At 67.4% G+C, this 21,309-nt stretch carries 18 protein-coding genes and 1 tRNA gene; 9 read left to right on the top strand and 10 right to left on the bottom strand.

Translation table 11 applies throughout. The annotated features are described in order from the left end of the window. Nucleotides 1-16: 16 nt before the first annotated feature. The 4 genes from ACFYY7_RS17350 to ACFYY7_RS17335 are packed head-to-tail and all read left to right on the top strand — an operon-like array spanning nucleotide 17 to nucleotide 3,075. Nucleotides 17-199 (top strand): hypothetical protein, encoded by a 183-nt coding sequence (locus tag ACFYY7_RS17350; RefSeq protein WP_266914546.1) that lies wholly within the window; start codon nucleotides 17-19, stop codon nucleotides 197-199. Next, on the top strand, nucleotides 196-834 hold the full coding sequence (locus ACFYY7_RS17345) for an aminodeoxychorismate/anthranilate synthase component II (protein ID WP_358946848.1): 639 nt from the start codon (nucleotides 196-198) through the stop codon (nucleotides 832-834). The genes ACFYY7_RS17350 and ACFYY7_RS17345 overlap by 4 nt, the downstream gene beginning before the upstream one ends. After that, nucleotides 831-2,318 carry a class E sortase gene (locus tag ACFYY7_RS17340; RefSeq protein WP_388662339.1) on the top strand — a complete coding sequence of 496 codons (1,488 nt, stop codon included), beginning with the start codon at nucleotides 831-833 and terminating at the stop codon, nucleotides 2,316-2,318. The genes ACFYY7_RS17345 and ACFYY7_RS17340 overlap by 4 nt, the downstream gene beginning before the upstream one ends. A 28-nt stretch (nucleotides 2,319-2,346) precedes the next feature. Continuing rightward, nucleotides 2,347-3,075 (top strand): class E sortase, encoded by a 729-nt coding sequence (locus tag ACFYY7_RS17335; RefSeq protein WP_388662337.1) that lies wholly within the window; start codon nucleotides 2,347-2,349, stop codon nucleotides 3,073-3,075. Between the two features lie 8 nt (nucleotides 3,076-3,083). On the opposite strand, the gene ACFYY7_RS17330 is transcribed toward ACFYY7_RS17335, so the two are convergent. From ACFYY7_RS17330 to ACFYY7_RS17295, 8 genes are all read right to left on the bottom strand, one after another. After that, a complete protein-coding gene (locus tag ACFYY7_RS17330; RefSeq protein WP_388662335.1) occupies nucleotides 3,084-3,368 on the bottom strand; it encodes a transposase in 285 nt (94 codons plus the stop codon). A gap of 151 nt (nucleotides 3,369-3,519) precedes the next feature. Continuing rightward, a complete protein-coding gene (locus ACFYY7_RS17325; protein ID WP_388662333.1) occupies nucleotides 3,520-3,840 on the bottom strand; it encodes a transposase in 321 nt (106 codons plus the stop codon). 2,590 nt (nucleotides 3,841-6,430) lie between these two features. Further along, a complete protein-coding gene (gene pknB, locus ACFYY7_RS17320) occupies nucleotides 6,431-8,404 on the bottom strand; it encodes a Stk1 family PASTA domain-containing Ser/Thr kinase (protein ID WP_388662331.1) in 1,974 nt (657 codons plus the stop codon). Nucleotides 8,405-8,571: 167 nt separating this feature from the next. Further along, a complete protein-coding gene (locus tag ACFYY7_RS17315) occupies nucleotides 8,572-10,029 on the bottom strand; it encodes a penicillin-binding transpeptidase domain-containing protein (RefSeq protein ID WP_388662329.1) in 1,458 nt (485 codons plus the stop codon). Next, nucleotides 10,026-11,435, bottom strand: coding sequence for an FtsW/RodA/SpoVE family cell cycle protein (locus ACFYY7_RS17310; RefSeq protein WP_388662327.1), 1,410 nt, complete (start codon nucleotides 11,433-11,435; stop codon nucleotides 10,026-10,028). The genes ACFYY7_RS17315 and ACFYY7_RS17310 overlap by 4 nt, the downstream gene beginning before the upstream one ends. Nucleotides 11,436-11,457: 22 nt before the next feature. Beyond that, a complete protein-coding gene (locus ACFYY7_RS17305; protein ID WP_388662326.1) occupies nucleotides 11,458-12,969 on the bottom strand; it encodes a Stp1/IreP family PP2C-type Ser/Thr phosphatase in 1,512 nt (503 codons plus the stop codon). Between the two features lie 129 nt (nucleotides 12,970-13,098). Beyond that, nucleotides 13,099-13,614 (bottom strand): FHA domain-containing protein, encoded by a 516-nt coding sequence (locus ACFYY7_RS17300; RefSeq protein ID WP_072487556.1) that lies wholly within the window; start codon nucleotides 13,612-13,614, stop codon nucleotides 13,099-13,101. A 10-nt stretch (nucleotides 13,615-13,624) separates the two neighbouring features. Beyond that, the gene (locus ACFYY7_RS17295; RefSeq protein WP_388662324.1) at nucleotides 13,625-14,494 is read right to left on the bottom strand and encodes an FhaA domain-containing protein; all 870 of its coding nucleotides are present in this window, start codon (nucleotides 14,492-14,494) and stop codon (nucleotides 13,625-13,627) included. A 315-nt stretch (nucleotides 14,495-14,809) separates the two neighbouring features. Here ACFYY7_RS17295 and ACFYY7_RS17290 point away from each other — a divergent pair. Beyond that, nucleotides 14,810-14,892: transfer RNA gene (locus tag ACFYY7_RS17290), tRNA-Leu, on the top strand. A 251-nt stretch (nucleotides 14,893-15,143) separates the two neighbouring features. Here ACFYY7_RS17290 and ACFYY7_RS17285 read toward each other — a convergent pair. Then, complete coding sequence (locus ACFYY7_RS17285) at nucleotides 15,144-15,614, bottom strand: MarR family winged helix-turn-helix transcriptional regulator (RefSeq protein ID WP_388662322.1); 471 nt, start codon at nucleotides 15,612-15,614, stop codon at nucleotides 15,144-15,146. Between the two features lie 88 nt (nucleotides 15,615-15,702). Between ACFYY7_RS17285 and ACFYY7_RS17280 the strand changes: the two genes are divergently transcribed. From ACFYY7_RS17280 to ACFYY7_RS17265, 4 genes are all read left to right on the top strand, one after another. Then, nucleotides 15,703-16,863, top strand: a complete 1,161-nt coding sequence (locus tag ACFYY7_RS17280; protein WP_388662320.1) for a hypothetical protein — start codon at nucleotides 15,703-15,705, stop codon at nucleotides 16,861-16,863. A 156-nt stretch (nucleotides 16,864-17,019) separates the two neighbouring features. Further along, nucleotides 17,020-18,471 carry a DUF2252 domain-containing protein gene (locus ACFYY7_RS17275; protein WP_388662318.1) on the top strand — a complete coding sequence of 484 codons (1,452 nt, stop codon included), beginning with the start codon at nucleotides 17,020-17,022 and terminating at the stop codon, nucleotides 18,469-18,471. Between the two features lie 58 nt (nucleotides 18,472-18,529). Next, the gene (locus ACFYY7_RS17270; RefSeq protein WP_388662317.1) at nucleotides 18,530-19,561 is read left to right on the top strand and encodes a J domain-containing protein; all 1,032 of its coding nucleotides are present in this window, start codon (nucleotides 18,530-18,532) and stop codon (nucleotides 19,559-19,561) included. Nucleotides 19,562-19,607: 46 nt separating this feature from the next. Continuing rightward, a complete protein-coding gene (locus ACFYY7_RS17265) occupies nucleotides 19,608-19,952 on the top strand; it encodes a rhodanese-like domain-containing protein (RefSeq protein ID WP_388662315.1) in 345 nt (114 codons plus the stop codon). Nucleotides 19,953-20,118: 166 nt separating this feature from the next. Here ACFYY7_RS17265 and ACFYY7_RS17260 read toward each other — a convergent pair whose 3' ends face one another. After that, nucleotides 20,119-21,255 carry an acyl-CoA dehydrogenase family protein gene (locus ACFYY7_RS17260; RefSeq protein WP_388662313.1) on the bottom strand — a complete coding sequence of 379 codons (1,137 nt, stop codon included), beginning with the start codon at nucleotides 21,253-21,255 and terminating at the stop codon, nucleotides 20,119-20,121. Nucleotides 21,256-21,309: the final 54 nt, after the last annotated feature.

The following is a 21,309-nucleotide window of genomic DNA, read 5'->3' as shown; positions in this document are numbered from 1 at the left end:
GAATGGAGGGGACAACATGTACGGCTGGATCTGGCGGCATCTGCCGGGCAACGCATGGGTGCGTGCGCTCATCTCGCTCGTGTTGGTACTGGCCGTTGTCTACGCGCTTTTCCAGTACGTCTTCCCCTGGGCGGAGCCGCTGCTTCCGTTCGGTGACGTGACGGTCGACGGCTCGACCGGGACGGAGGGCGGCCAGTGAGTGCCCGCATTCTCGTCGTGGACAACTACGACAGCTTTGTCTTCAACCTCGTCCAGTACCTCTACCAGCTCGGCGCCGAATGCGAGGTGCTGCGCAACGACGAGGTGACCACGGCACACGCCCAGGACGGCTTCGACGGCGTCCTGCTGTCGCCCGGTCCCGGCACCCCGGAGCAGGCTGGCGTCTGCGTCGAGATGGTGCGCCACTGCGCGGCGACGGGCGTCCCGGTCTTCGGGGTCTGCCTGGGGATGCAGTCGATGGCGGTGGCGTACGGCGGCGTGGTGGACCGCGCCCCGGAGCTGCTGCACGGCAAGACCTCGCAGGTGACCCATGAGGGCGTGGGGGTCTTCGCCGGCCTGCCGTCCCCCTTCACCGCGACCCGCTACCACTCGCTCGCCGCCGAACCGGACACCGTCCCGGCGGAGTTGGAGGTGACGGCGCGGACCGCCGACGGGATCATCATGGGGCTGCGCCACCGTGACCTGCCGGTGGAGGGCGTGCAGTTCCATCCGGAGTCGGTGCTGACCGAGCACGGGCATCTGATGCTGGCCAACTGGCTGGCGCAGTGCGGCGACACGGGAGCCGTCGCGAGGTCGGCGGGGCTCGCGCCGGTGGTGGGCAAGGCCGTCGCGTGACCGAGCTCCGCCCCGAGCACGACGCCGATCAGGACGGCCCGTACGAGCAAGGTGTGTACGGGGCCGCAGGCGCGTTCGAGGCGGCGGTCGACCGGCTGGCGGATCCGTTGAACGATCCGCTGCCGCACTCCTCACCGTGGTTCAGGGCGAGCAGTGGCCCGGACGGGTCGGCCGAGGCACCGGCGGCGGGGCGGGGACAGCACCGCGCCCCGGACTTGCCGGCACGGACGCAACCGGGGGCGGCCCACTCACAGGCGGCACACGGGGCGCAGGGGCACCAGGGTGCTCCGCAGGAGTGGTACGACCCCGAGGGGTTCGAACGGGACTGGTACGGGCAGCAGGCGGCCGTACCGACGCCCGCACCGGCACCCATACCGACGCCCATGTCGGCCCCCACACCGACACCTGTGCCAGGACCTGTTCCGGAGCAGCCTGTTCCGGAACAGTTGACGCAGCCTCTCGCCGCTCCCTTCCCGGTCCATGACGAGACGATCGGCCTGCGGACGGCCGACACCCGCCGCCCGGTCCCGGTCCCGGGTTCCGGCCTCGCGAGCGACGCGGAGAGCTTCGAAGACCCCGCGACGGACCCCGCGACAGACCTCTTGTCGGCCCCTTCTTCGGACGCTGCTCGGGACTCCGATGCCTCCGGTACGGAGCCGCGCACCGGAGGCCGCGCCGAGCGCCGCCGCGCCGCCAAGGGGCGGGGCCGCCGCCGTGCCGATCAGCGGCCGGAGGCCGTGGCGACGGCCGCCACACAGGCCGACAAGCCGATGTCGCGCGTGGAGGCACGGCGTGCGGCACGTGCGGCCAAGGACAGCCCGGCCGTGGTGGCCAGCCGCGTCACCGGCGAGCTGTTCATCACGCTCGGCGTGCTGATGCTGCTGTTCGTCACCTATCAGCTCTGGTGGACGAATGTGCGCGCCGACCAGTACGCCGGCAAGGAGACGCACAAGATCCAGGACGACTGGGCGAAGGGCGACCGCAATCCCGGCGTGTTCGAAGCGGGGCAGGGGTTCGCCATCATCCACATCCCCAAGCTGGATGTGGTCGCTCCGATCGCCGAGGGCATCAGCAAGGAGAAGGTCCTCGACCGGGGCATGGTCGGCCACTACAGCGAGGGCACGCTCCGCACCGCGATGCCCTCGGCCAAGCGAGGCAACTTCGCCCTCGCCGGTCACCGGAACACGCACGGCGAGCCGTTCCGCTACATCAACCGGCTGAGCCCCGGCGACCTGATCGTCGTCGAGACGCAGGACGCGTACTACACGTACGAGACGGCCAGGACGCTGCCGCAGACATCGCCGTCCAACGTCTCGGTGATCGATCCGGTGCCGCGCGGTTCCGGGTTCGACGGGCCGGGCCGGTACATCACTCTGACGACCTGTACGCCGGAATTCACGAGTACGTACCGTTTGATCGTCTGGGGCAAGATGGTCGACGAACGACCGCGCAGCGAGGGCAAGCCCGACGCGCTCGTGGGCTGAATCATCATCACGACAGGGGACGGGTGCGGTGACAGCGAGGACCGAGCACGAAGAGCGAACCGGTGAGTCCGCGCCCCCGCCCCGGCGCAGGGGCCGCCATCCCGTCGCGACCGCGGTCAGCCTCTTCGGCGAACTCCTGATCACCGCGGGCCTGGTGCTCGGACTCTTCGTCGTCTACTCCCTCTGGTGGACGAACGTGCTCGCCGACCGCGAGGCCACCAAGCAGGGCCACACCGTCCGCGACCGCTGGGCGGGCGGACCGGGCGCGCTGGACACGAAGGACGGCATCGGCTTCCTGCACGTCCCGTCGATGAAGAACGGCGAGGTGCTGGTCAAGAAGGGCACCGATACCGAGAACCTCAACAACGGCATCGCGGGCTACTACACGGACCCGGTGAAGTCGGCTCTCCCGTGGGACGAGAAGGGCAATTTCACCCTGGCCGCCCACCGCGACGGGCACGGCGCCAAGTTCCACAACATCGACAAGGTGAAGACCGGGGACGCGGTCGTCTTCGAGACCAGGGACACCTGGTACGTCTACAAGGTCTTCAAGGAGCTTCCCGAGACGTCGAAGTACAACGTCGACGTGTTGCAGGCGGTCCCGAAGGGCTCGGGCGCGAAGAAGCCCGGCCGCTACATCACGCTGACGACCTGCACGCCGGTCTACACGTCGAAGTACCGCTACATCGTGTGGGGCGAGCTGGTGCGTACGGAGAAGGTGGACAAGGACCGTACGAAGCCGGCGGAGCTGCGCTAGCTTGGCGTTTATGGTGCGTGCCTGTTCGCGTCGGCCTTCATTGTGTCGGCCAGCCCGTAGCGGGTGGTTTCGGTGGCCGTGGTGATCGCCGGGGCGGGCCAGGTGGTGACGTCCTCGAACTTGAATTCCGGTCCGCGTTTGGGCTTGCGCCCGCGCTTGCCATAGGGCTGGGGCGTTGGCGGGAAGTACAGAACGCGGTCCGAGCGCATCCGCCCCAACAGTTCGACGGGCGGGAACGCCCAGGCGGGTGACGCCGTAACCGGCCTCCACGACGACCAGGACGGGAAGGTCACCGTCTGTCCACTGCCCTGCCGCATATAACCGCTGGACCACCTCCCGGATCTGGGCCGCAGTGACGGCGATCTCATCGTCGTAGGGGCGGAGCCGGATCACATCCAGGATGGTGGTCCACGAGGTCCGCCCGGGCTCCAGGGCAGCTACGAATTAGGAGGGCCAGCCAGGGATCATCCAGGCCGAGCCCCTGCCCCGGCCATAGGTGTGGCAGAACAGCCTGTCCGGGCTGGTGTTCGCGTCCGGCCGCAGCCAGTTGCTGACATCGACGGCCAGGACGATCCGCCCGTCCGCAGCCAGGGGCAAAGCCAGTCCGGTCAAAGCCCTGCGCAGCCGCGCCACATCCAGCCGCCCGCAGTTCAACCCGCCATACAGAGCGCCATGACCACGCCGGTGTTCAAGAGCCAGTGACAACTCCACCAGCGTCTTCACCGGACCGTCGGTGCACAGCAGAGCGTCGACCAGCTCGAACAAACTCGTCGCCCCGCGCTTCCAAACACTCACAGAGGCCCCGTCGAAACCCGGACAACACACCAAGAGAGTCGACGCGGGCGACCTCGTCCAGCACACTTATTCACACGGTCGTTCTGAGATTCTTCGAAGCTCGACACTCCGTAGAATCACGGGCGGCCGTGTCTGTTGTCAGGCGAACAACGAGCCCCAACAAGCAATGATCTTGTCGCGATCACACGCCAAGCTTAGATGCTGACGAACTTCTGCATCCCATTGCTCACACAGAGCGGTCGGGCGAACTTCTTACACTGGAGGAGCAGTTGGGTCCCTCGGCAGCGTACACGGTGATGTCGGCTTCGCGATCGCCGCTCCCGACGAGTGGGCGCTGTTCCTGTGCAGGCTGGAGGCGCCACAGCTGGACCTCGTACTGAACGAGGCTGCTAGTGATCGCCCCGGGCGAGATCGATTGGGACGTATCGGTGGACTCGACAGCGGTGCGGGCCCGCGTGCCGTCTAAGAGTGGGATCTGATGCCTTGCTTGGCATCTATAGATAAGTCGTAGCGACTCGCCGGCGAAACCGATGCATCGCCACGACTTATCTACAGTAAGGGGAGGCTAGGCTTCCCCGGATTGCCAAACGTCGGCACAAGTGCTCACCTTCTTGGTGCTGTAGGTGCCATTGCATTCGACGACCAAGATTGGAGTTCCCTCAGTTATGTTATGCCCTACAGATGTAGGTCCGTTGTTCGCTCCGTTGTGATCCCATATGGCGAAGTCGTACCCCCAGCCACTGTGGAACGGCTTGGCATCAACAAGTAATACCGCTGCTCCGCCGTCTGCGCATGTGTCCTCTGAGGTGAATATGTCTCCTGTAGCGTAAAAGTCCCCCTTACCGCCATAAACGCACTTGGGGTATCCGATCTTTGGCGGAGCGAATGAAACGTTGGAATTCTGTTGAGCTTGGGCCGGTGCGCTGGAAAAGCAGGCGAACGTGAGTACCCCGACGATTGGGGTGATGAGTCGTACTCGCTTCATCTTTTGTGTTTGCGACATCGAAAGACCTTCTCGGTCGATTAATGGAAAATTAATTTTAGGTTAGCGACCGGGCGGGGGTATGTCAATTTTGTGGTTGATGTTTAATGGGAAATAGGGACTCTTCGAATGTTGTCAAATGGGATAAATTCCCTGAATTTGGCGCAAGCTTTCGGCCAGGTGATTATCTTGGGTTTTGGTGCCCTGGTGCCGTTTTGGGTGGGGTTATTTGCTACCGAACTGGGATCTGTTGAGTCGATTTCAAGTCGATCCTTTATTTGAAGCCAGGCTGGCTACTATCGGACAGCTGTTGGTGGGGTGGCCGGTTTCAGTTGTGTTCGTGGGTGAGTACCAAGACGAGGGTTCCGGCACCTACGAAGACACTGCATCAAGCACGGGACTTTGACTTCGAGCGATATGGTCGCTGCGGCGAGAGTGAACGGACCATGAAGCGGCTCAAGAACTCCCGTGCTGTTGCGACCCGCTACGAGCAATCGGGCCTAAATCTTCCACAGCACAGTCACCTCAGCAGTGACCCACTGATGGTTCCGTCCGTGATCCACCAGCCGTGCTCCAGCGTCACAGGGAAATATACCTAGTGCCCTGAGTCGGGATTTCGCTACGAAAGTAGTGGATGGCCCGCCATTCTGGGTGGATGACGAGGACGGGGTCGCGGAAGACCGAGAACGAGCATGAGGCGTTGGCGCGCTGGTCCAGGCGTCGAAGGTGCACACGGTCAGGTGGTGGTGGGTCCGGTTCGTTCGCGACCGACTGGAGACACGGCCGGGCGTCCCTCAGTTCCTGAGCTGCCGGGGACGCCTGAGCGCCGCAACCGTGACTGCGTGCGCGGCGGAGTGACCACGTTGTTTGCCGTGCTGAACACCGCGACCGGCGAGGTGATCCGCTCGCTCCACCAACGCCATGTGTGGGGTTCAAGAAATTTCCTGACCTGATTGGACAAGGAAATACCCGCAGACCTCGACTTCCATCTGATCTGCGACAACGCCTCTACGCGCATGAGCCGAAGATTCAGAAAGGACTACTTACACATCCCCGATTCCGCATGCGCTTCACCCCGACCAGTTCGTCCCGGCTCGGTGAGGTCGAACGATGGTTCGGACTTCTACCCGAGAAACAGTTACGGTGAAGCGTCTACAAAAACGTCCAGAGCCTGGAGAGGGACATCCGGACCTAGACCAAAGCCTGGAACGAAGACCCGCATCCCCTTGTCTGGACGAAGATTGCAGACGAGATCCTCGAACGCCTCACCAGGTATCTGAACCGAATTTCTGACTCAGGACACTAGGGCGCGATCGTTCCTCCAACGAGAAAGCCTATTGGCCAACTGTTCCAGTACTTCTCCCGGAGGTACCAATGATTTGGCCTGCGCCCCGGTCACCTTGACACCGGCGTTGCCGTCAACGGTCACCCGAGCCGAGCGCTCGGTTGAGAGACCTCAGCCAAGCGCTCGGCACAAACTGCTGGCTGACTGATCAGCCAACCACGTGTTGCAACAATTCCTGGAAACCGCCTTGCTGTGACGAAGACCCTTATATCATTCGCGTACACGATTCAGGGTCAGTCTCGTCTGCCGGACGGGCCGCCGAAGATGTTTCCGTCTCCGCCGCCCGGCATGGTCTGGACGTTGACCGCGCTGTTCTTGTCGACCTGCTGGCCCGAGCCGGGCTGGAAGCCGACGATCCTCGCCTTGTCGTCATTCGGCCCCTGCACCTGGCCGAGTTGCAGACCCGCCGCGGCGAGCAGGGCCTTCGCCTCCCCGAGCGTCTTGCCCTGGAGATCGGGAACCGAGGTCTGCTCCGGCTGCTGCGGGCCCTTCGAGACCGTCAGCACGATCTGGGCGGACAGCGGCTGCGCCGAGTCGGCGGGCGGCGTCTGGCTGATCACCTGGTTCGCAGGCTTCTCATTATCGACGTCGGTCCTGGAGATGTTGGTGAAGCCCAGGCCGTTGAGCTGGGCCACGGCGGCGTCGTAGTCCCGGTCGGCGACGTTCGGCACCTTCTGGGTGGCCTGCTTGGCGACCGTGATCGTGACTTCGGAGTTCTTCTCGGCCTTCGAGTTGCCCTCGGGATCCTGCTTGATGACCGTACCGGCGGTCTTCTCGGACTCGACCGCGGTGACGTTCACCGTGAAGCCCTTGGCTTCGAGGTCCTTGCGGGCCGTCGCCTCGGTCTTCTCCACGACGTCCGGGACATCGACCTTGCGTGCCCCGGTGGAGACGACGACCGTGATGGTGTCGTTCTTCGCCATCTGGTTGTCGGGGGTCGGGGTCTGGCTGCAGATCTTGCCCTTGGGCTGTTCCTCGCACGGTTCGCGCGAGCCGATCTTCAGGACGATCTCAGCGTTCGCCGCGAGTTTCTCCGCTTCCTTCACCGTCGAGCCGACCATGTTCGGGGCATCGAACTTGTCGCCGCCGCTGTTGCGGTCGCTGAACACCGCCTGGCCGATCAGGATCGCGCCGATCAGCACCAGGACACCCGCGACGATCAGCAGGATCGTCGAGGTGTTGCTCTTCTTCTGGCGGCGGCGGTCCGGGCGGTCGTCGTAGCCGTAGCCGCCGTCGTCCGGGTTGACCGGGGGCAGCATGGACGTGGGCGCGCCGTTCTGGTCCGCGGCGCGCAGCGCGGTGGTCGGCTGGTCGTTGCCGTATCCGCCGTAACCGGCCACCCCCATCGCCGCGGTGGCGGCGACCGGCTGCCCGTCGAGGCACGCCTCGATGTCGGCGCGCATTTCGTCGGCCGACTGATAGCGGTAGTCGGGGTCCTTGACCAGGGCCTTCAACACGATCGCGTCCATCTCGGGCGTGATCTCGGGGTCGAAGTTGCTGGGCTTCTGCGGCTCTTCCCGTACGTGCTGGTAGGCGACCGCGACCGGTGAGTCGCCGATGAAGGGCGGCCGTACCGTCAGCAGCTCGTAGAGCAGGCAGCCGGTCGAGTAGAGGTCGGAGCGCGCGTCGACCTGCTCGCCCTTGGCCTGCTCCGGGGAGAGGTACTGGGCGGTGCCGATGACGGCGGCGGTCTGGGTCATCGTCATTCCGGAGTCGCCCATGGCGCGGGCGATGCCGAAGTCCATGACCTTGACCTGGCCGGTGCGCGTCAGCATGACGTTCGCCGGCTTGATGTCGCGGTGGACGATGCCGGCGCGGTGCGAGTACTCCAGCGCCTGGAGGATGCCGACGGTCATTTCGAGGGTGCGCTCGGGCAGCAGCTTGCGGCCGGAGTGCAGGAGCTCTCTGAGCGTCGACCCGTCGACGTACTCCATCACGATGTACGGGATGGAGACCCCGTCGACGTAGTCCTCGCCGGTGTCGTAGACGGCGACGATCGCCGGGTGATTGAGCGAGGCGGCGGACTGGGCCTCACGGCGGAACCGGGCCTGGAAGGACGGATCGCGGGCCAGATCGGCCCGGAGCGTCTTCACGGCTACGGTGCGGCCGAGCCGGGTGTCGTGTGCGAGGTAGACCTCGGCCATGCCACCACGGCCGAGCACCGAGCCCAGCTCGTACCGGCCGCCGAGGCGACGCGGCTCTTCCATAACAGTTCCAGCCCTCTCCGTCAGTCCCGACCGCACCGGTGTGTGGTCCGGCGGTGTGCTGCTCGCGCATACGCTACCGGCCGCGCACTACCTGATCGGCCCGGAGTCCGGACCTGATACCTGACCGGTATCCCGATGTGCAGGTAGGGCACCCGATGTGATGGGCATCACTTCTTGCTGTCGATGACCGCCTTCATCACGTCCCGTGCGATCGGGGCGGCCAGGCCGCCACCGGAGATGTCGTCGCGGTTGGCCTGGCTGTCCTCGACGACCACGGCGACGGCGACCGGGGAGCCGCTGTCGGTCTTGGCGTACGAGATGAACCAGGCGTACGGGTTCTCGCTGTTGTTCAGGCCGTGCTGGGCGGTACCGGTCTTGCCGCCGACAGTGACGCCATCGATGAGGGCGTTGGTTCCCGTGCCGCTCTTGACGACGGTCTCCATCATCTGCTGGAGCTTCTGCGCGTTCTCACCCGAGAGGGGCTGGCTGAACTGCTCCTTCTCGTGGGTGTAGATCGTGTCCAGGTTGGGGGCCTGGCGCTCGGCGACCATGTACGGCTGCATCAGCTTGCCGTCGTTGGCCACGGCCGCGGCGACCATCGCCATCTGGAGCGGGGTCGCGCGGTTGGACGCCTGGCCGATGCCGGCCATGGCGTTCTGCGGACGGTTGTCCTTGGGGTAGACGCTGGCGTCTGCGCGGACCGGGGTGAAGATCTCCTTGTTGAAGCCGAACTTGCCGGCCTCGTCGATCATCTTCTGGTTGCCGAGATCGTCGCTGATCTTGCCGAAGACGGTGTTGCAGGACCACCGCAGCGCTTCCCGGAGTGTGGCGTTCTCGCAGGGGATGTTGCCCTCGTTCGCCAGGTTGCCGGTGGTCAGCGGGAGCCGCCAGGGCAGCGGGGACTTGGTGGGCTCGTCGATGCCGGTGTACAGCCCGTTCTCCAGGGCCGCGGCGGCGGTGACGACCTTGAAGGTCGAGCCGGGCGGGTAGGTCTCGCGCAATGCCCGGTTGAGCATCGGCTTGTCCTTGTCCTTCAGGAGCTGCTGCCGGGCCTTGCTGTCCTTGTCGGAGTTGCCCGCGAAGACCGACGGGTCGTACGACGGGGTGCTCACCAGGGCCAGGATGGCGCCGGTCTGCGGGTCGAGCGCGGCCACGGCGCCCTTCTTCTTGCCGAGCCCCTTGAACGCGGCCTTCTGCGCGGCGCCGTTCAGGGTGGTGACGACGTTGCCGCCCTGCTGCTTGTCGTTGGTGAACATCGAGAGGGTGCGGTCGAAGAAGAGCTGGTCGTCGTTGCCCGTGAGGATGCCGTCCTCCAGGCTCTCCAGCTGCGAGGCGTCGAAGGCCTGCGAGGAGTACCCGGTGACGGGCGCCCACATGGGGCCGTTCTTCCAGACCCGCTTGTACTTGAAGTCGCTGCCCTTGGTCTCGACGGACCCGGTGACGGGGTTGCCGTCGACGATGATGTTGCCGCGCTCGTGGGCGTAGCGCTCGATACGGACGCGACGGTTCTCGTCGCGGCTGTTCAGTTCGTCGGCGCGGACGTACTGGAGGTAGTTGGTCCGTACGAGCAGGGCGAGGATGAGGATTCCGCAGAAGATCGCGATCCGGCGCAGAGGCTTGTTCACGGTCGGACCACCTGGGTCATCTCGGCGTCGGGGGACGGTGCGGGCGCAGGCGCGGGACGGCGGGCGGTGTCGCTGATCCGGATCAGGATGGCGATCAGCGCCCAGTTGGCCAACACGGACGAACCGCCGTACGCGAGGAACGGCATGGTCATACCGCTGAGCGGGATGAGCCCCATGACACCGCCGGCGACCACGAAGATCTGGATCGCGAAGGCTCCGGACAGCCCGATGGCGAGCAGCTTGCCGAAGGGGTCACGGGCGGCGAGCGCGGTACGGATGCCCCGCTCGATGATCAGGCCGTAGATCATCAGGATGGCCATCATCCCTGCCAGGCCCAACTCCTCGCCGACGGTGGCGAGGATGAAGTCGGCGTTGGCCGCGAACATGATCAGGTCAGAGTGGCCCTGGCCCAGTCCGGTGCCAAGTGTGCCGCCGGAGCCGAAGGCCATCAGCGACTGGGCGATCTGGTCGCTCTGCGCCATCGTGGCCTGGGAGAACGGGTCGAGCCAGGCGTTCACACGCTGCTGTACGTGCGACTCGAAGGACGCCACGCCCACCGCGCCCGCCGCGGACATCAGCAGACCGAAGACGATCCAGCTGGTCCGCTCGGTGGCGACGTACAGCATCACGACGAAGAGACCGAAGAACAGCAGCGAGGTACCGAGGTCGGTCTCGAAGACCAGGATCAGGATCGACAGGGCCCAGATGGTGATGATCGGGCCGAGGTCGCGGCCGCGCGGCAGGTACATCCCCATGAAACGGCGGCTGGCCAGCGCCAGGGCGTCACGCTTCACCATGAGATAGCCGGAGAAGAACACCGCGATCAGGATCTTGGCGAACTCTCCCGGCTGGATGGAGAACGGGCCGAGGCTGATCCAGATCTTCGCGCCGTTCACCGCAGGGAAGAACATCGGCAGGATCAGCAGGACCAGCGCCACGGCCATCGAGATGTAGGTGTAGCGCTGGAGGATGCGGTGGTCCTTGAGCATCACCAGCACGGCGACGAAGAAGGCGACACCGATTGCTGAGTACAGCAGCTGCTTGGGGGCGTCGGGACTGTATTCCCCGTACGCGAGCTCCGCACGCTGGATCAGTCGCTGAGACTGGTCCAGTCGCCAGATCAGCACCAGCCCCAGGCCGTTGAGCAGGGTGGCGAGCGGGAGCAGCAGCGGGTCCGCGTACGGCGCGAACTTGCGGACCACGAAGTGGGCGACGCCGCCGAGCAGGATGAGTCCCGCGCCGTATCCGAACATGCCGGACGGGAGCTTGCCGTCGATGGCGAGCCCGACATTGGCGTAGGCGAATATCGAGATGGCGATGGCGAAGCCCATCATCATCAGCTCGGTGTTGCGACGGCTCGGTGCGTCGATCGCGCCGATCGTGGTCGTGTTGGTGACAACGCTCATGGTGCTGAAGGCCCCCTACGGCTTACTGCTTACCGCACTGCGGGACCAGCTTTTTCTCTTCCTCCGAGAGGCTGGGACCAGGAGTGGGAGTTTTGGTCGGCTTGGTCTTGGCGGCATCGGACGTCTTGGCGCCACTGGATGTCTTGGCGGCGTCCGTACCCGGTGCCTGGCCCTCGTCGGCGCTGGCCTTCTCGGCGGCACGTCGTTCGGCGTTCTTCTTGCAGGCGGACGCCTGGACGGAGAGTTCCTCGATCTTCGCGCGGGCGGCGTTGAGGTCGCCCTCGGGGATGGTCGCCTCGACCTTCTTGCGCTGGTAGACCGGGAGGTACTTGAGTTCGATCTCGGGGTGGTCCTTCTCGACCTTCGAGAGCGAGACCCAGGCCAGGTCCTGGTTTATGCCGCGGAACAGCGTGACGTGTTCGTTCTTCGCGCCGATGTAGAACTGGTTCTGGGTCCAGCGGTAGCCGCCGTAGAGGCCGCCGCCGACGACGGCGAGCGCCAGCACGGTGTACAGGGACCTCTTCAGCCACTTGCGGCCGCCGCCGGGCTTCACGAAGTCGTCGTCGGTGTACGAGTCGAAGGAACCGTCGGGCATCCCGCCGTAGCCGCCGCCGACAGCGTCGCCGCTTCCGGGCGGGCCGAAGCCCCCCGCGGGCGGCGGTACGGGGCGGCCGAGGCCGGCCGCCCGTCCGGCGGGGGTCTGCATGGCGGCCGTGCTCTCGGCGTCGCTCATCTGCGCCGCCTGGTTCTCGGCGACCGCGCCGACGATGACCGGGGTGTCGTTGAACTGTGCGGCCAGGGTGTCGTTGCTGTCGACGTCGAGGACGTCGGCGACGATGCAGGTGATGTTGTCGGGGCCGCCGCCGCGCAGGGCGAGCTGGATCAGCTCCTGGATGGTCTCCTGCGGACCCTGGTAGCTGGCGAGCGTCTCTTCCATCGTCTGGTGCGAGACGACGCCGGACAGGCCGTCGGAACAGATCAGATAGCGGTCGCCGACCCGGACCTCACGGATGGAGAGATCGGGTTCGACGTGGTCGCCACTGCCCAGTGCCCGCATCAGCAGGGCGCGCTGCGGGTGGGTGGTCGCCTCTTCCTCGGTGATCCGGCCCTCGTCGACGAGCCGCTGCACCCAGGTGTGGTCCTGGGTGATCTGGGTGAGCACGCCGTCGCGCAGCAGGTAAGCGCGGGAGTCGCCGACGTGGACGAGGCCGAGGCGCTGGCCGGTCCAGAGCAGGGCGGTGAGCGTGGTGCCCATGCCCTCCAGCTGGGGGTCCTCCTCGACCATCATGCGCAGTTGGTCGTTGGCCCGCTGGACCGCGGTACCGAGCGAGGTGAGGATGTCCGAGCCCGGGACGTCGTCGTCGAGCTGGACGAGCGTGGAGATCACCTCGGAGCTGGCGACCTCGCCGGCTGCCTGGCCACCCATGCCGTCGGCGATGGCGAGAAGGCGTGGTCCGGCGTAGCCGGAGTCCTCGTTGCCCTCCCGGATCATGCCCTTGTGCGATCCGGCGGCGAAGCGCAAGGAAAGACTCATGCGCACCTCGCCCGTCGGCTCGGGGTACAGCCGGTCTCGAGCCACACTGCCCACCCTCCGGTCGGGAGCCGGGCGGGGTCCGTTGCCCGGACTGCCGCGGCTCGCTCGCTCCGCTCGCTCATTGTCGTATTACTTCCGCAGCTCGATGACGGTCTTGCCGATCCGGATCGGCGCGCCCAGCGGAACGGGTGTCGGGGTGGTGAGTCGGGTCCGGTCGAGATACGTGCCGTTGGTGGACCCGAGATCCTCGACGATCCACTGGCCGTCACGGTCGGGGTAGATCCTGGCATGCCTGCTGGACGCGTAGTCGTCGTCCAGCACGATCGTTGAATCGTGCGCCCGGCCCAGGGTGATGGTCTGCCCCTGGAGCGCCACCGTGGTGCCGGTGAGGCTGCCCTCGGAGACGACCAGCTTTGTGGGTGCCCCCCGGCGCTGGCGGCCCGGCTGCTGGCGTTGCTGCGGCGGCGCCGCAGCATTCTGGCGTGCCTGTGGAGGCCGCGCGTCGTTCGCAGTGCGGCGTGAGCCGCGCTGCGTGACGCGCGTTCCGAACAGGTCACTGCGAATGACCTGGACGGCCACGATCACGAACAGCCACAGAACAGCCAGGAAACCTAGCCGCATGACCGTCAGGGTCAGCTCTGACATTGCCCCCGCTTCACCCTTCGGCTTGCCGGTAAACGATGGTGGTGCTGCCCACGACGATCCGCGAGCCGTCGCGGAGCGTAGCGCGGGTGGTGTGCTGCCCGTCTACCACGATGCCGTTGGTGGACCCGAGATCCTGGATCGTCGAGGGCGTTCCGGTCCGGATCTCACAGTGCCGGCGCGATACGCCGGGGTCGTCGATCCGCACGTCGGCGTCGGTGCTGCGTCCCAGCACCAGCGTCGGGCGGGAGATCTGATGGCGGGTGCCGTTGATCTCGATCCAGCGTCGCACCTGCGCGTTCGGCAGGGGGCTGGGCCCGGCCGGCGGGTGCCGGTCGGTGCTGGGGGCTCCGGCCCGGCCGGAGCCCGGCGGCGGGGCCGCGGGCATGGGCGGGGCGGGGCTGGGCGGGTATCCGTAGCCGCCGGTGGGCTGCGCGGACCGGCCCGGACCCGGGTAGGGAGGCTGGCCCTGCGGTCCCTGGCGGCCCTGGGGGTCCTGCTGTGACGAACTCGACGCCAGGGTGCGGCTGCGTACCCGGTAGAGCCCGGTGTCGAGATCGTCGGCCTTCTCCAGGTGGACCTTGATGGGGCCCATGAAGGTGTACCGCTGCTGCTTGGCGTAGTCGCGGACCAGCCCGGAGAGTTCGTCGCCCAGCTGGCCGGAGTACGGGCTGAGCCGCTCGTAGTCAGGGGTGCTGAGCTCGACGATGAAGTCGTTGGGGACGACGGTCCGCTCGCGGTTCCAGATCGTCGCGTTGTTGTCGCACTCGCGCTGGAGGGCTCCCGCGATCTCGACCGGCTGGACCTCGGACTTGAAGACCTTGGCGAAGGTGCCGTTGACCAGACCTTCGAGACGCTGCTCGAAACGCTTCATGACTCCCATGGGGCACCTCCTCCGTTGTAGTCGTCCCTGTACTGCTTACTGATCGTATCCACGCGTCGGGAAATCGGCTGGTTCCCCTTGTCTGCCCTGTGGATGAGTGTCACCTCTCACACGGATCGTAGAGGCGGCCTCCTCACAGTGTCCCGCACCCGGGGTGCACAAAGGAGGAGTGGGGCCGACTGCTCGGCGTTCCCGCTTCCCTCCAGTCGGCCGGTGAAACAACGGATGTGAATCCACCCTGTCCAGCGTGCTAATCTTCCGGATGTCGCCAGGCGCTCGCACCAAACGGTGAGAGAGTCTGGAAACACCACTCTTGCGCGAGTGGCGGAACGGCAGACGCGCTGGCTTCAGGTGCCAGTGTCCTTAGGGACGTGGGGGTTCAAATCCCCCCTCGCGCACAAGAAGGAAGCCCCACAGGCCAACGGCCTGTGGGGCTTCTTCGTTCCCGGGGTTGGTTCGGGGTCTGATTCGGGATCTGGTTCGGGTTTCATCGGATTCCGGTTCGGGTCGGCCGCGCGTTCTTTCTTGCGCTTCGCTTCCGTCGCGGATTCTGGTTTCACGTGAAACGTCTGGTTTGGGGCACTCTGCGGTCCAGCTCGGCTGCCGAGTTGCTGGGGTGTCGGGCTGCTGGGTTGTCCGGGCTGCCGGGTCAGGCTCGCGGTGTCTGTGGGGCGGGCGTGGGGGCGTTGCCGGCCGAGTTGTAGCGCAGCAGGTACTCCGCGAACCGGGCGAGATCTTCCTCGGTCCAGTCCGCGAGGCGCTCCCGGTAGGCCGTACGGCGGCTGGCCTGGGTGGAGGCGAGCGCCTGGGTTCCGGCAGCGGTGGGGTGCAGCACCTGGATCCGGTGGTCATCGGGGTCCGGGTGGCGCTCGACCAGTCCCATCTTCTCCAGGGTGGCGATCTGCCGACTGACCGTCGATTTGTCCAGCATGTAGTGCGAGGCCAGATCTGTCGCGCGGCAGCCGTGCCGGTCTTCGATGTGCGCCAGCAGCGTGTACGAGACCAGGGGGAGCTCCGGGTGAAGGCGGGCCGCTGCGGCTCGCGCGCGGCGCGCGAAGGCGGTCAGTTCTCGCTGGATGACGTCCAGCGACTCCTCGCGTTCTTCGGGGGTGCCTGGCACTGTTCCGCCTTCCGTCTCGCAGTTTCCGACTTTCAGTTGTATAGTACAACGAGTTAAGAGTTGTAAAAGCCAACTATTGGAGTTCCGCATGTCGACAGGCTCGAGTGCCGCCACCGGCTCGACCGCCGCCGCTCTCCGCCATGTGCTGGGCCATTTCGTCACGCCGCTGCTGATGTGCATCGGTATGGGGCTCGCCTACCTCGGGGCCTTCCACGCCCCGGAGCCGCACGATCTCCGGGTGGATGTGGTCGGTTCGGGGCCGAGCGCGCAGGTGCTCGCGCAGACGCTGCAGGACAAGAGCGACGGGGCGCTGAGCGTACGTACGGTTCCTGACCGTGCCACGGCGGTGGACCACCTGAAGACACAGGCGAGTTACGGCGCCTACCTGCCGGGAAAGCACCCCGAGCTGCTCGTGGCCAGCGCGTCCTCGGACACCAGTGCCACGGTGGTCGAGAAGGTGTTCACCAAGGTGGCCGCCGGACAGGGCGACCCGCTGAAGGTGACGGACACGGCGCCGACCGCGGACGGTGACCCGACCGGCCAGGGCATCTTCTTCCTGCTGGTCGCGGTGAGCATCGGTTCGTACGCATCGGTCGCCGTCATCGGCGGTGCGGGCGCCGTGCTGGCGCTGCGGATCAAGGCCGCGCTGGCCGTTGCCGCGTCGCTGGTGGTGAGCGTGATCGGCGTGGTGTTCGCGGGGCCGTTGTTCGGCCTCGTGGACCACGGGCTCGGCGGTCTGTGGGCGATGGCCTGGCTGTACTCCGCGGGCATCCTGCTGATCGGCGTCGGACTGCACACCTTCCTCAAGCGCTGGACGACGCTCGGCCTGATGGTGCTGTTCGTGATGCTCAACTTCACCAGCTCCGGCGGTATCTTCCGGCCCGAACTCCAGCCCGGCTTCTTCGCCTCGCTGCACTCCTTCTGGAACGGTGCGGGCTTCGTCGAGGGCGTACGCAGCCATGTGTACTTCGGCGGGCACGGGCTCGGCGGGCATGTGCTGGTGCTCGCGCTCTGGTTCGTGGTGGGCCTGGCCCTGATAGGTCTGGCGGGGCTGGCCGAGTCGAAGCGGCGGAAGGCCGCGGTGGAGGCGGCAGCAGTCGGCACCGGAACCGGTGCCATCGCCGGCTCCGTCGAGGCGGGCGGAGCGCACGGGCCCAAGCACGCTGCCAGGACCGGGGCCGAGATCCGGACCGAGGCGGGCGACGCGGAGGAGATCGAGGAAGAGATGGAAGAGGCCGTCGGTGTCTGACCAGGACGGATCGTTGTCCACAGGTCGCAAGGCGGGTTTTCCACAGGGGCAGACGGCTTTCGGTCGACGGCGGTACCTTCGTCGCAATTGATCTGCTGATCTGCGACAGGGCGTCGGGCCAGAAGCGCAGGGTGAGAGCGGGGGAGGCTGCGCGCCATGGGTGACATCGAAGCGGCAGTGCTGGTTCAGCGGGCTGCGACAGGTGATCCGCGGATTCCGGTCGTGCCCGGATTCGCGCGGCGGGCGTCCGCGGCGGGTGGGGGCGCGGCACAGTCGCCGAGGGCGGCGGGCAAGGCGCTGCGGGAGCGGGTGCCCAGGGCCTCGCACTCGCTCCTGGACCTTCCGGCCGGGCGGCCCGATGCGGTGCGGGCGGTCGAGGAGTCGAGCCGGGGCAGGGTGCCCGCGCTCGCCCCGATACGGGTGGGGCGGATGGCGGCCACACCCTTTGCCTTTCTGCGCGGTTCGGCCGGGCTGATGGCCCATGACCTCGTGGGTACATCGGTCAGCGGGGTGGGCGCCCAGCTCTGCGGCGATGCGCACGCGGCCAATTTCGGGCTGTACGGCGATGCGAGGGGCAGCCTGGTCATCGATCTCAACGACTTCGACGAGACCGTGTACGGCCCGTGGGAGTGGGACCTCAAGCGTCTGGCCACCTCGCTGGTGCTCGCGGGGCGCGAGGCCGGGGCGGACGAGGACACCTGCCGGCAGGGCGCGTACGACACGGTGGGCGCGTATCGGCGGACGATGCGGCTGCTGGCCAAGTTGCCCGCGCTCGACGCCTGGAACGCCATCGCGGACGAGGAGTTGGTCTCGCACACGGACGCGCGGGATCTTCTCGGAACCCTGGAGCGGGTCTCGGAGAAGGCCCGTAACAACACCAGCGCCCGCTTCGCGGCCAAGTCCACCGAGGATTCCGGGGACGGTGGACGCCGCTTCGTCGATGCGCCGCCGGTACTGCGGCGGGTGCCGGACGAGGAGGCCGCGGCGGTCGCTGCGGGGCTCGGTGACTATCTGGGCACGCTCTCGGAGGACCGGGTTCCGCTTCTGGCCCGGTATGCGATCCACGACGTGGCGTTCCGGGTGGTCGGCACCGGGAGCGTCGGCACCCGGTCGTACGTGGTGCTTCTGCTCGATCACCGCGGCGAGCCCCTGGTGCTCCAGGTGAAGGAGGCGCGGCCCTCTGTGCTGGCGCCGTACTTGCCGGCGGTCGGCTTCGATGTGCCGGAGGTGGCGCACGAGGGGCGCAGGGTGGTGCTCGGACAGAAGCGGATGCAGGTCGTCAGCGACATCCTGCTGGGCTGGGCGACGGTGGACGGGCGTGCGTTCCAGGTGCGGCAGTTCAGGAACCGCAAGGGCAGCGTGGATCCGGCGGCGCTGGCGGCCGATCAGGTCGACGACTACGGCCGGATGACCGGTGCGCTGTTGGCGCGGGCCCATGCGCACAGCGCGGATCCGCGGCTGATCGCGGGCTACTGCGGCAAGAACGAGGAACTGGACGAGGCGGTGGCGGCGTTCGCGGTGACCTACGCGGACCGTACGGAGGCGGACCACGCGGAGTTGGTGCGGGCCGTCGGGACGGGGCGAATAGCCGCCGAACTGGGCGTCTGAGGGGCATCGGGCCGACGGCGCGTCCTCGGGACGTGAGCGGTGGCCATACGCTGGACGGGTGACCCACGAAGCCGCCGGGGTGCCGACCACCCGGAACGACGATGACCGGCAGGACAACGACCGGCAGGACAACGACCGGTGTCGCGAGCAGCATGCCCGGAACGAGCCGCTTGAGCAGCACGGCCAGGGCGAGCCGCTTGAGCCGGTCGGCCGGTCGGCCGATGCCGGTCCGGAGACCGATGCCGACGGCGGCTCCGGCGCCGCTGCGGGAAGCGCCGGTGCCGACGGTGGCGGGGCGGGTGGTCGTGCCGGGGAGGAGCGGCCCGAGGCTCGGCTCGCGAGGGCGGTCCGGGTGGCTGAGCAGGCGCTGATCGAGTTCGAGATCGCGGTGGAGACCTTCCGGGTCGAGGTCGAGAACTTCTCCCGGCTGCATCACCAGAAGCTCGGGCCCATGTACGCCCGCCTCGACGAGCTCGATGCGCAGATCGCGGAGGCCCGGGCCGCCAGGACGGGCGACCCGGAGGACATCCGCAAGGCGCAGGAGGCCCGGTCGATCGTCATGCCGATGCCTGGTGTCGACGAGCTGTTCCACGACTGGATCGACTCCGACGGGCTGTCCCCCGAGGCCGCGGCGATGCTGACCGAGCAGCCGGTCCGGCCGCCCAAGCGGGTCCGGCCGACCGAGGAGGCGCGCAAGCTCTACCGCGACCTGGCACGCCAGGCCCACCCGGACCTGGCGCAGGACGAGACGGAGCGGGCCCGCCGGGACGAGTTCATCGCCCGGGTGAACGCCGCATACGGGCGGGGGGACGAGGCGCTCCTGATGGAGCTGGCGCAGGAATGGGCGGCAGGTCCGGTGGCCCCGGAGGCGGAGCTCAGCGAGAGCGAGGAGCTCTACGCCCGGCTGAACTGGCTGACTCAGCGCAAGGAGCTCCTGACGGTGCTCGCCCAGGAGCTGGAGGAGGGCGCGATCGGGGCCATGCTGCGGATGGCGCCGGACGATCCGGACCGGCTGCTCGACGAGATCGCCGAGCAGCTGCTGGGCGAGGTCGCGCAGCGCGAGGCGGAGCTGGCAGGCTTGGTGCAGTAGCGTTCCAGGTGACTCTGGCGCGTACGTACGAGAGAAGGCATGACCCATGAATTTCGCCCCGCTGCCCTCGGTGGACGTCGCGGCGGTTCCGTCGGACGGCTTCGTGCTGGACGTCCGGGAGGAGAACGAGTGGGCGGCCGGGCATGTCGAGGGCGCCCTGCACATCCCGATGAGTGACTTCGTGGCCCGCTTCGGGGAGCTGACCGAGGCCGCCGAGGACGGTCGGCGCGTGCACGTCATGTGCCGGGTCGGTGGCCGGTCGGCCCAGGTCACCCAGTACCTGGTGCAGCAGGGCATCGACGCCGTGAACATCGACGGCGGGATGCTCGCCTGGGACGGCGCCGGACGCCCGATGGTCACGGACAGCGGCACCCCGGCCTTCGTGCTCTGAGCCTGAGAGACGTTCCGGGCCGGAGAGCCGTTCTGGGCCGGGGAGCCCCAGGCGGAACGGCTCCCCTGGCCGGGGCGGCTCTGTTGTCGGTGGGCGGGCGGCGGTCGGCTGTCAGCCGGCGGGCGGCAGCTGGCTGACAGCCGGTCTGATCGTCGTCCGGCCGGTGTCAGCCGAGGAGGTGCGCGGCCAGCAGGCTGCCCAGTGCCTCCTCGTGTGCCGCCGCCGGGCCGAGGGACAGCTCGATCTGCTTGGCCCAGGCATGAAAGCGGTGCAGCGGGTAGTCCGTGTCCGCACCGAAACCGCCGTGCAGATGCTGTGCCGTCTGTACGACGCGGCGTACGCCGTCCGACGCCCAGATCTTCGCCACGGCGATGTCGCCCTCGGCAGGAAGCGCCCCGTCGGCCCCGGTGGAGATCCGCCAGGCCGCTTGCCAGAGCGTCACTTCCATGGCCCGTAGGTCGATGTACCGGTCCGCGGCCTGTACGGCGACGGACTGGAACGTCGCCACCGGGAAGCCGAACTGCTCGCGCTTGCCGGTGTATTGGCTCGTCATGGCGAGCACGGCCTCACCCAGGCCCAGTGCCAGCGCGCACGTTCCGGTGGTGAGGAGGGCGCGCAGCCACTCCCAGGCCCCGGCGCCGTCGATAAGCGCGCGGTCGTCGATCCGTACCGACTCCAGCCGGACCTCGGCGAACCGTTCACCGCTGGTGGAGACCTGCTCGGCCAGGGTGACACCGTCCTGGGCGGGCTGGACCACGGCGACGACCGCCCGGCCCTCGTCCGTGCGGGCCGGAATCGCGATCCAGTCCGCTGCCTGCGCCCACGGCACCGCCGACTGCATCCCGTCGAGCACCCAGCCGGCTGTCGCCTTCCGGCGTGCCTTGACGGCGAGTTCGGCCGGATCGTGGCCGGAGCGGCCGTTGGACCCGGCGGTGAGGACCAGTTCGCCCCGGCCGACCCGAGGCAGCAACTCGCCGGCCAGCCCCGGGTCTCCGTACCGCTGGAGCGCCATCGCGACCGCGCAGGTCTCCAGCAGCGGCACTCTCGCGAGCACCTTGGCGGACTCGCGCAACACCAGGCAGAGCGCGACGAGATCGAGTCCGGCCCCGCCGTGCTCCGGCAGAAGCGTCAGGCTCAGCAGGTCGCTCGACGCGAGCCCGGCCCACAGGGGGCGGTCGATGTCCTCGGCCACCGCGCCCGGCACGAGAGCGGGGCTGGGAACCCCGTCCGGTGCGACTCCCGAGAAGACCGCTCGCGCTGCCTCCGCGGCTGCCTGCTGTTCCTCGGTGAAGGTGAAGTCCACTGTCCTGGCCTCCCGTTGACCGATGACCGCCCGAATCTGACGGGTCGTCAAGAT

This window comes from Streptomyces sp. NPDC001933 (assembly GCF_042890955.1).
Taxonomy (GTDB): domain Bacteria; phylum Actinomycetota; class Actinomycetes; order Streptomycetales; family Streptomycetaceae; genus Streptomyces.
Note: the sequence above shows the minus strand (reverse complement) of the source record. Positions and strands in the feature narration are given on the sequence as shown.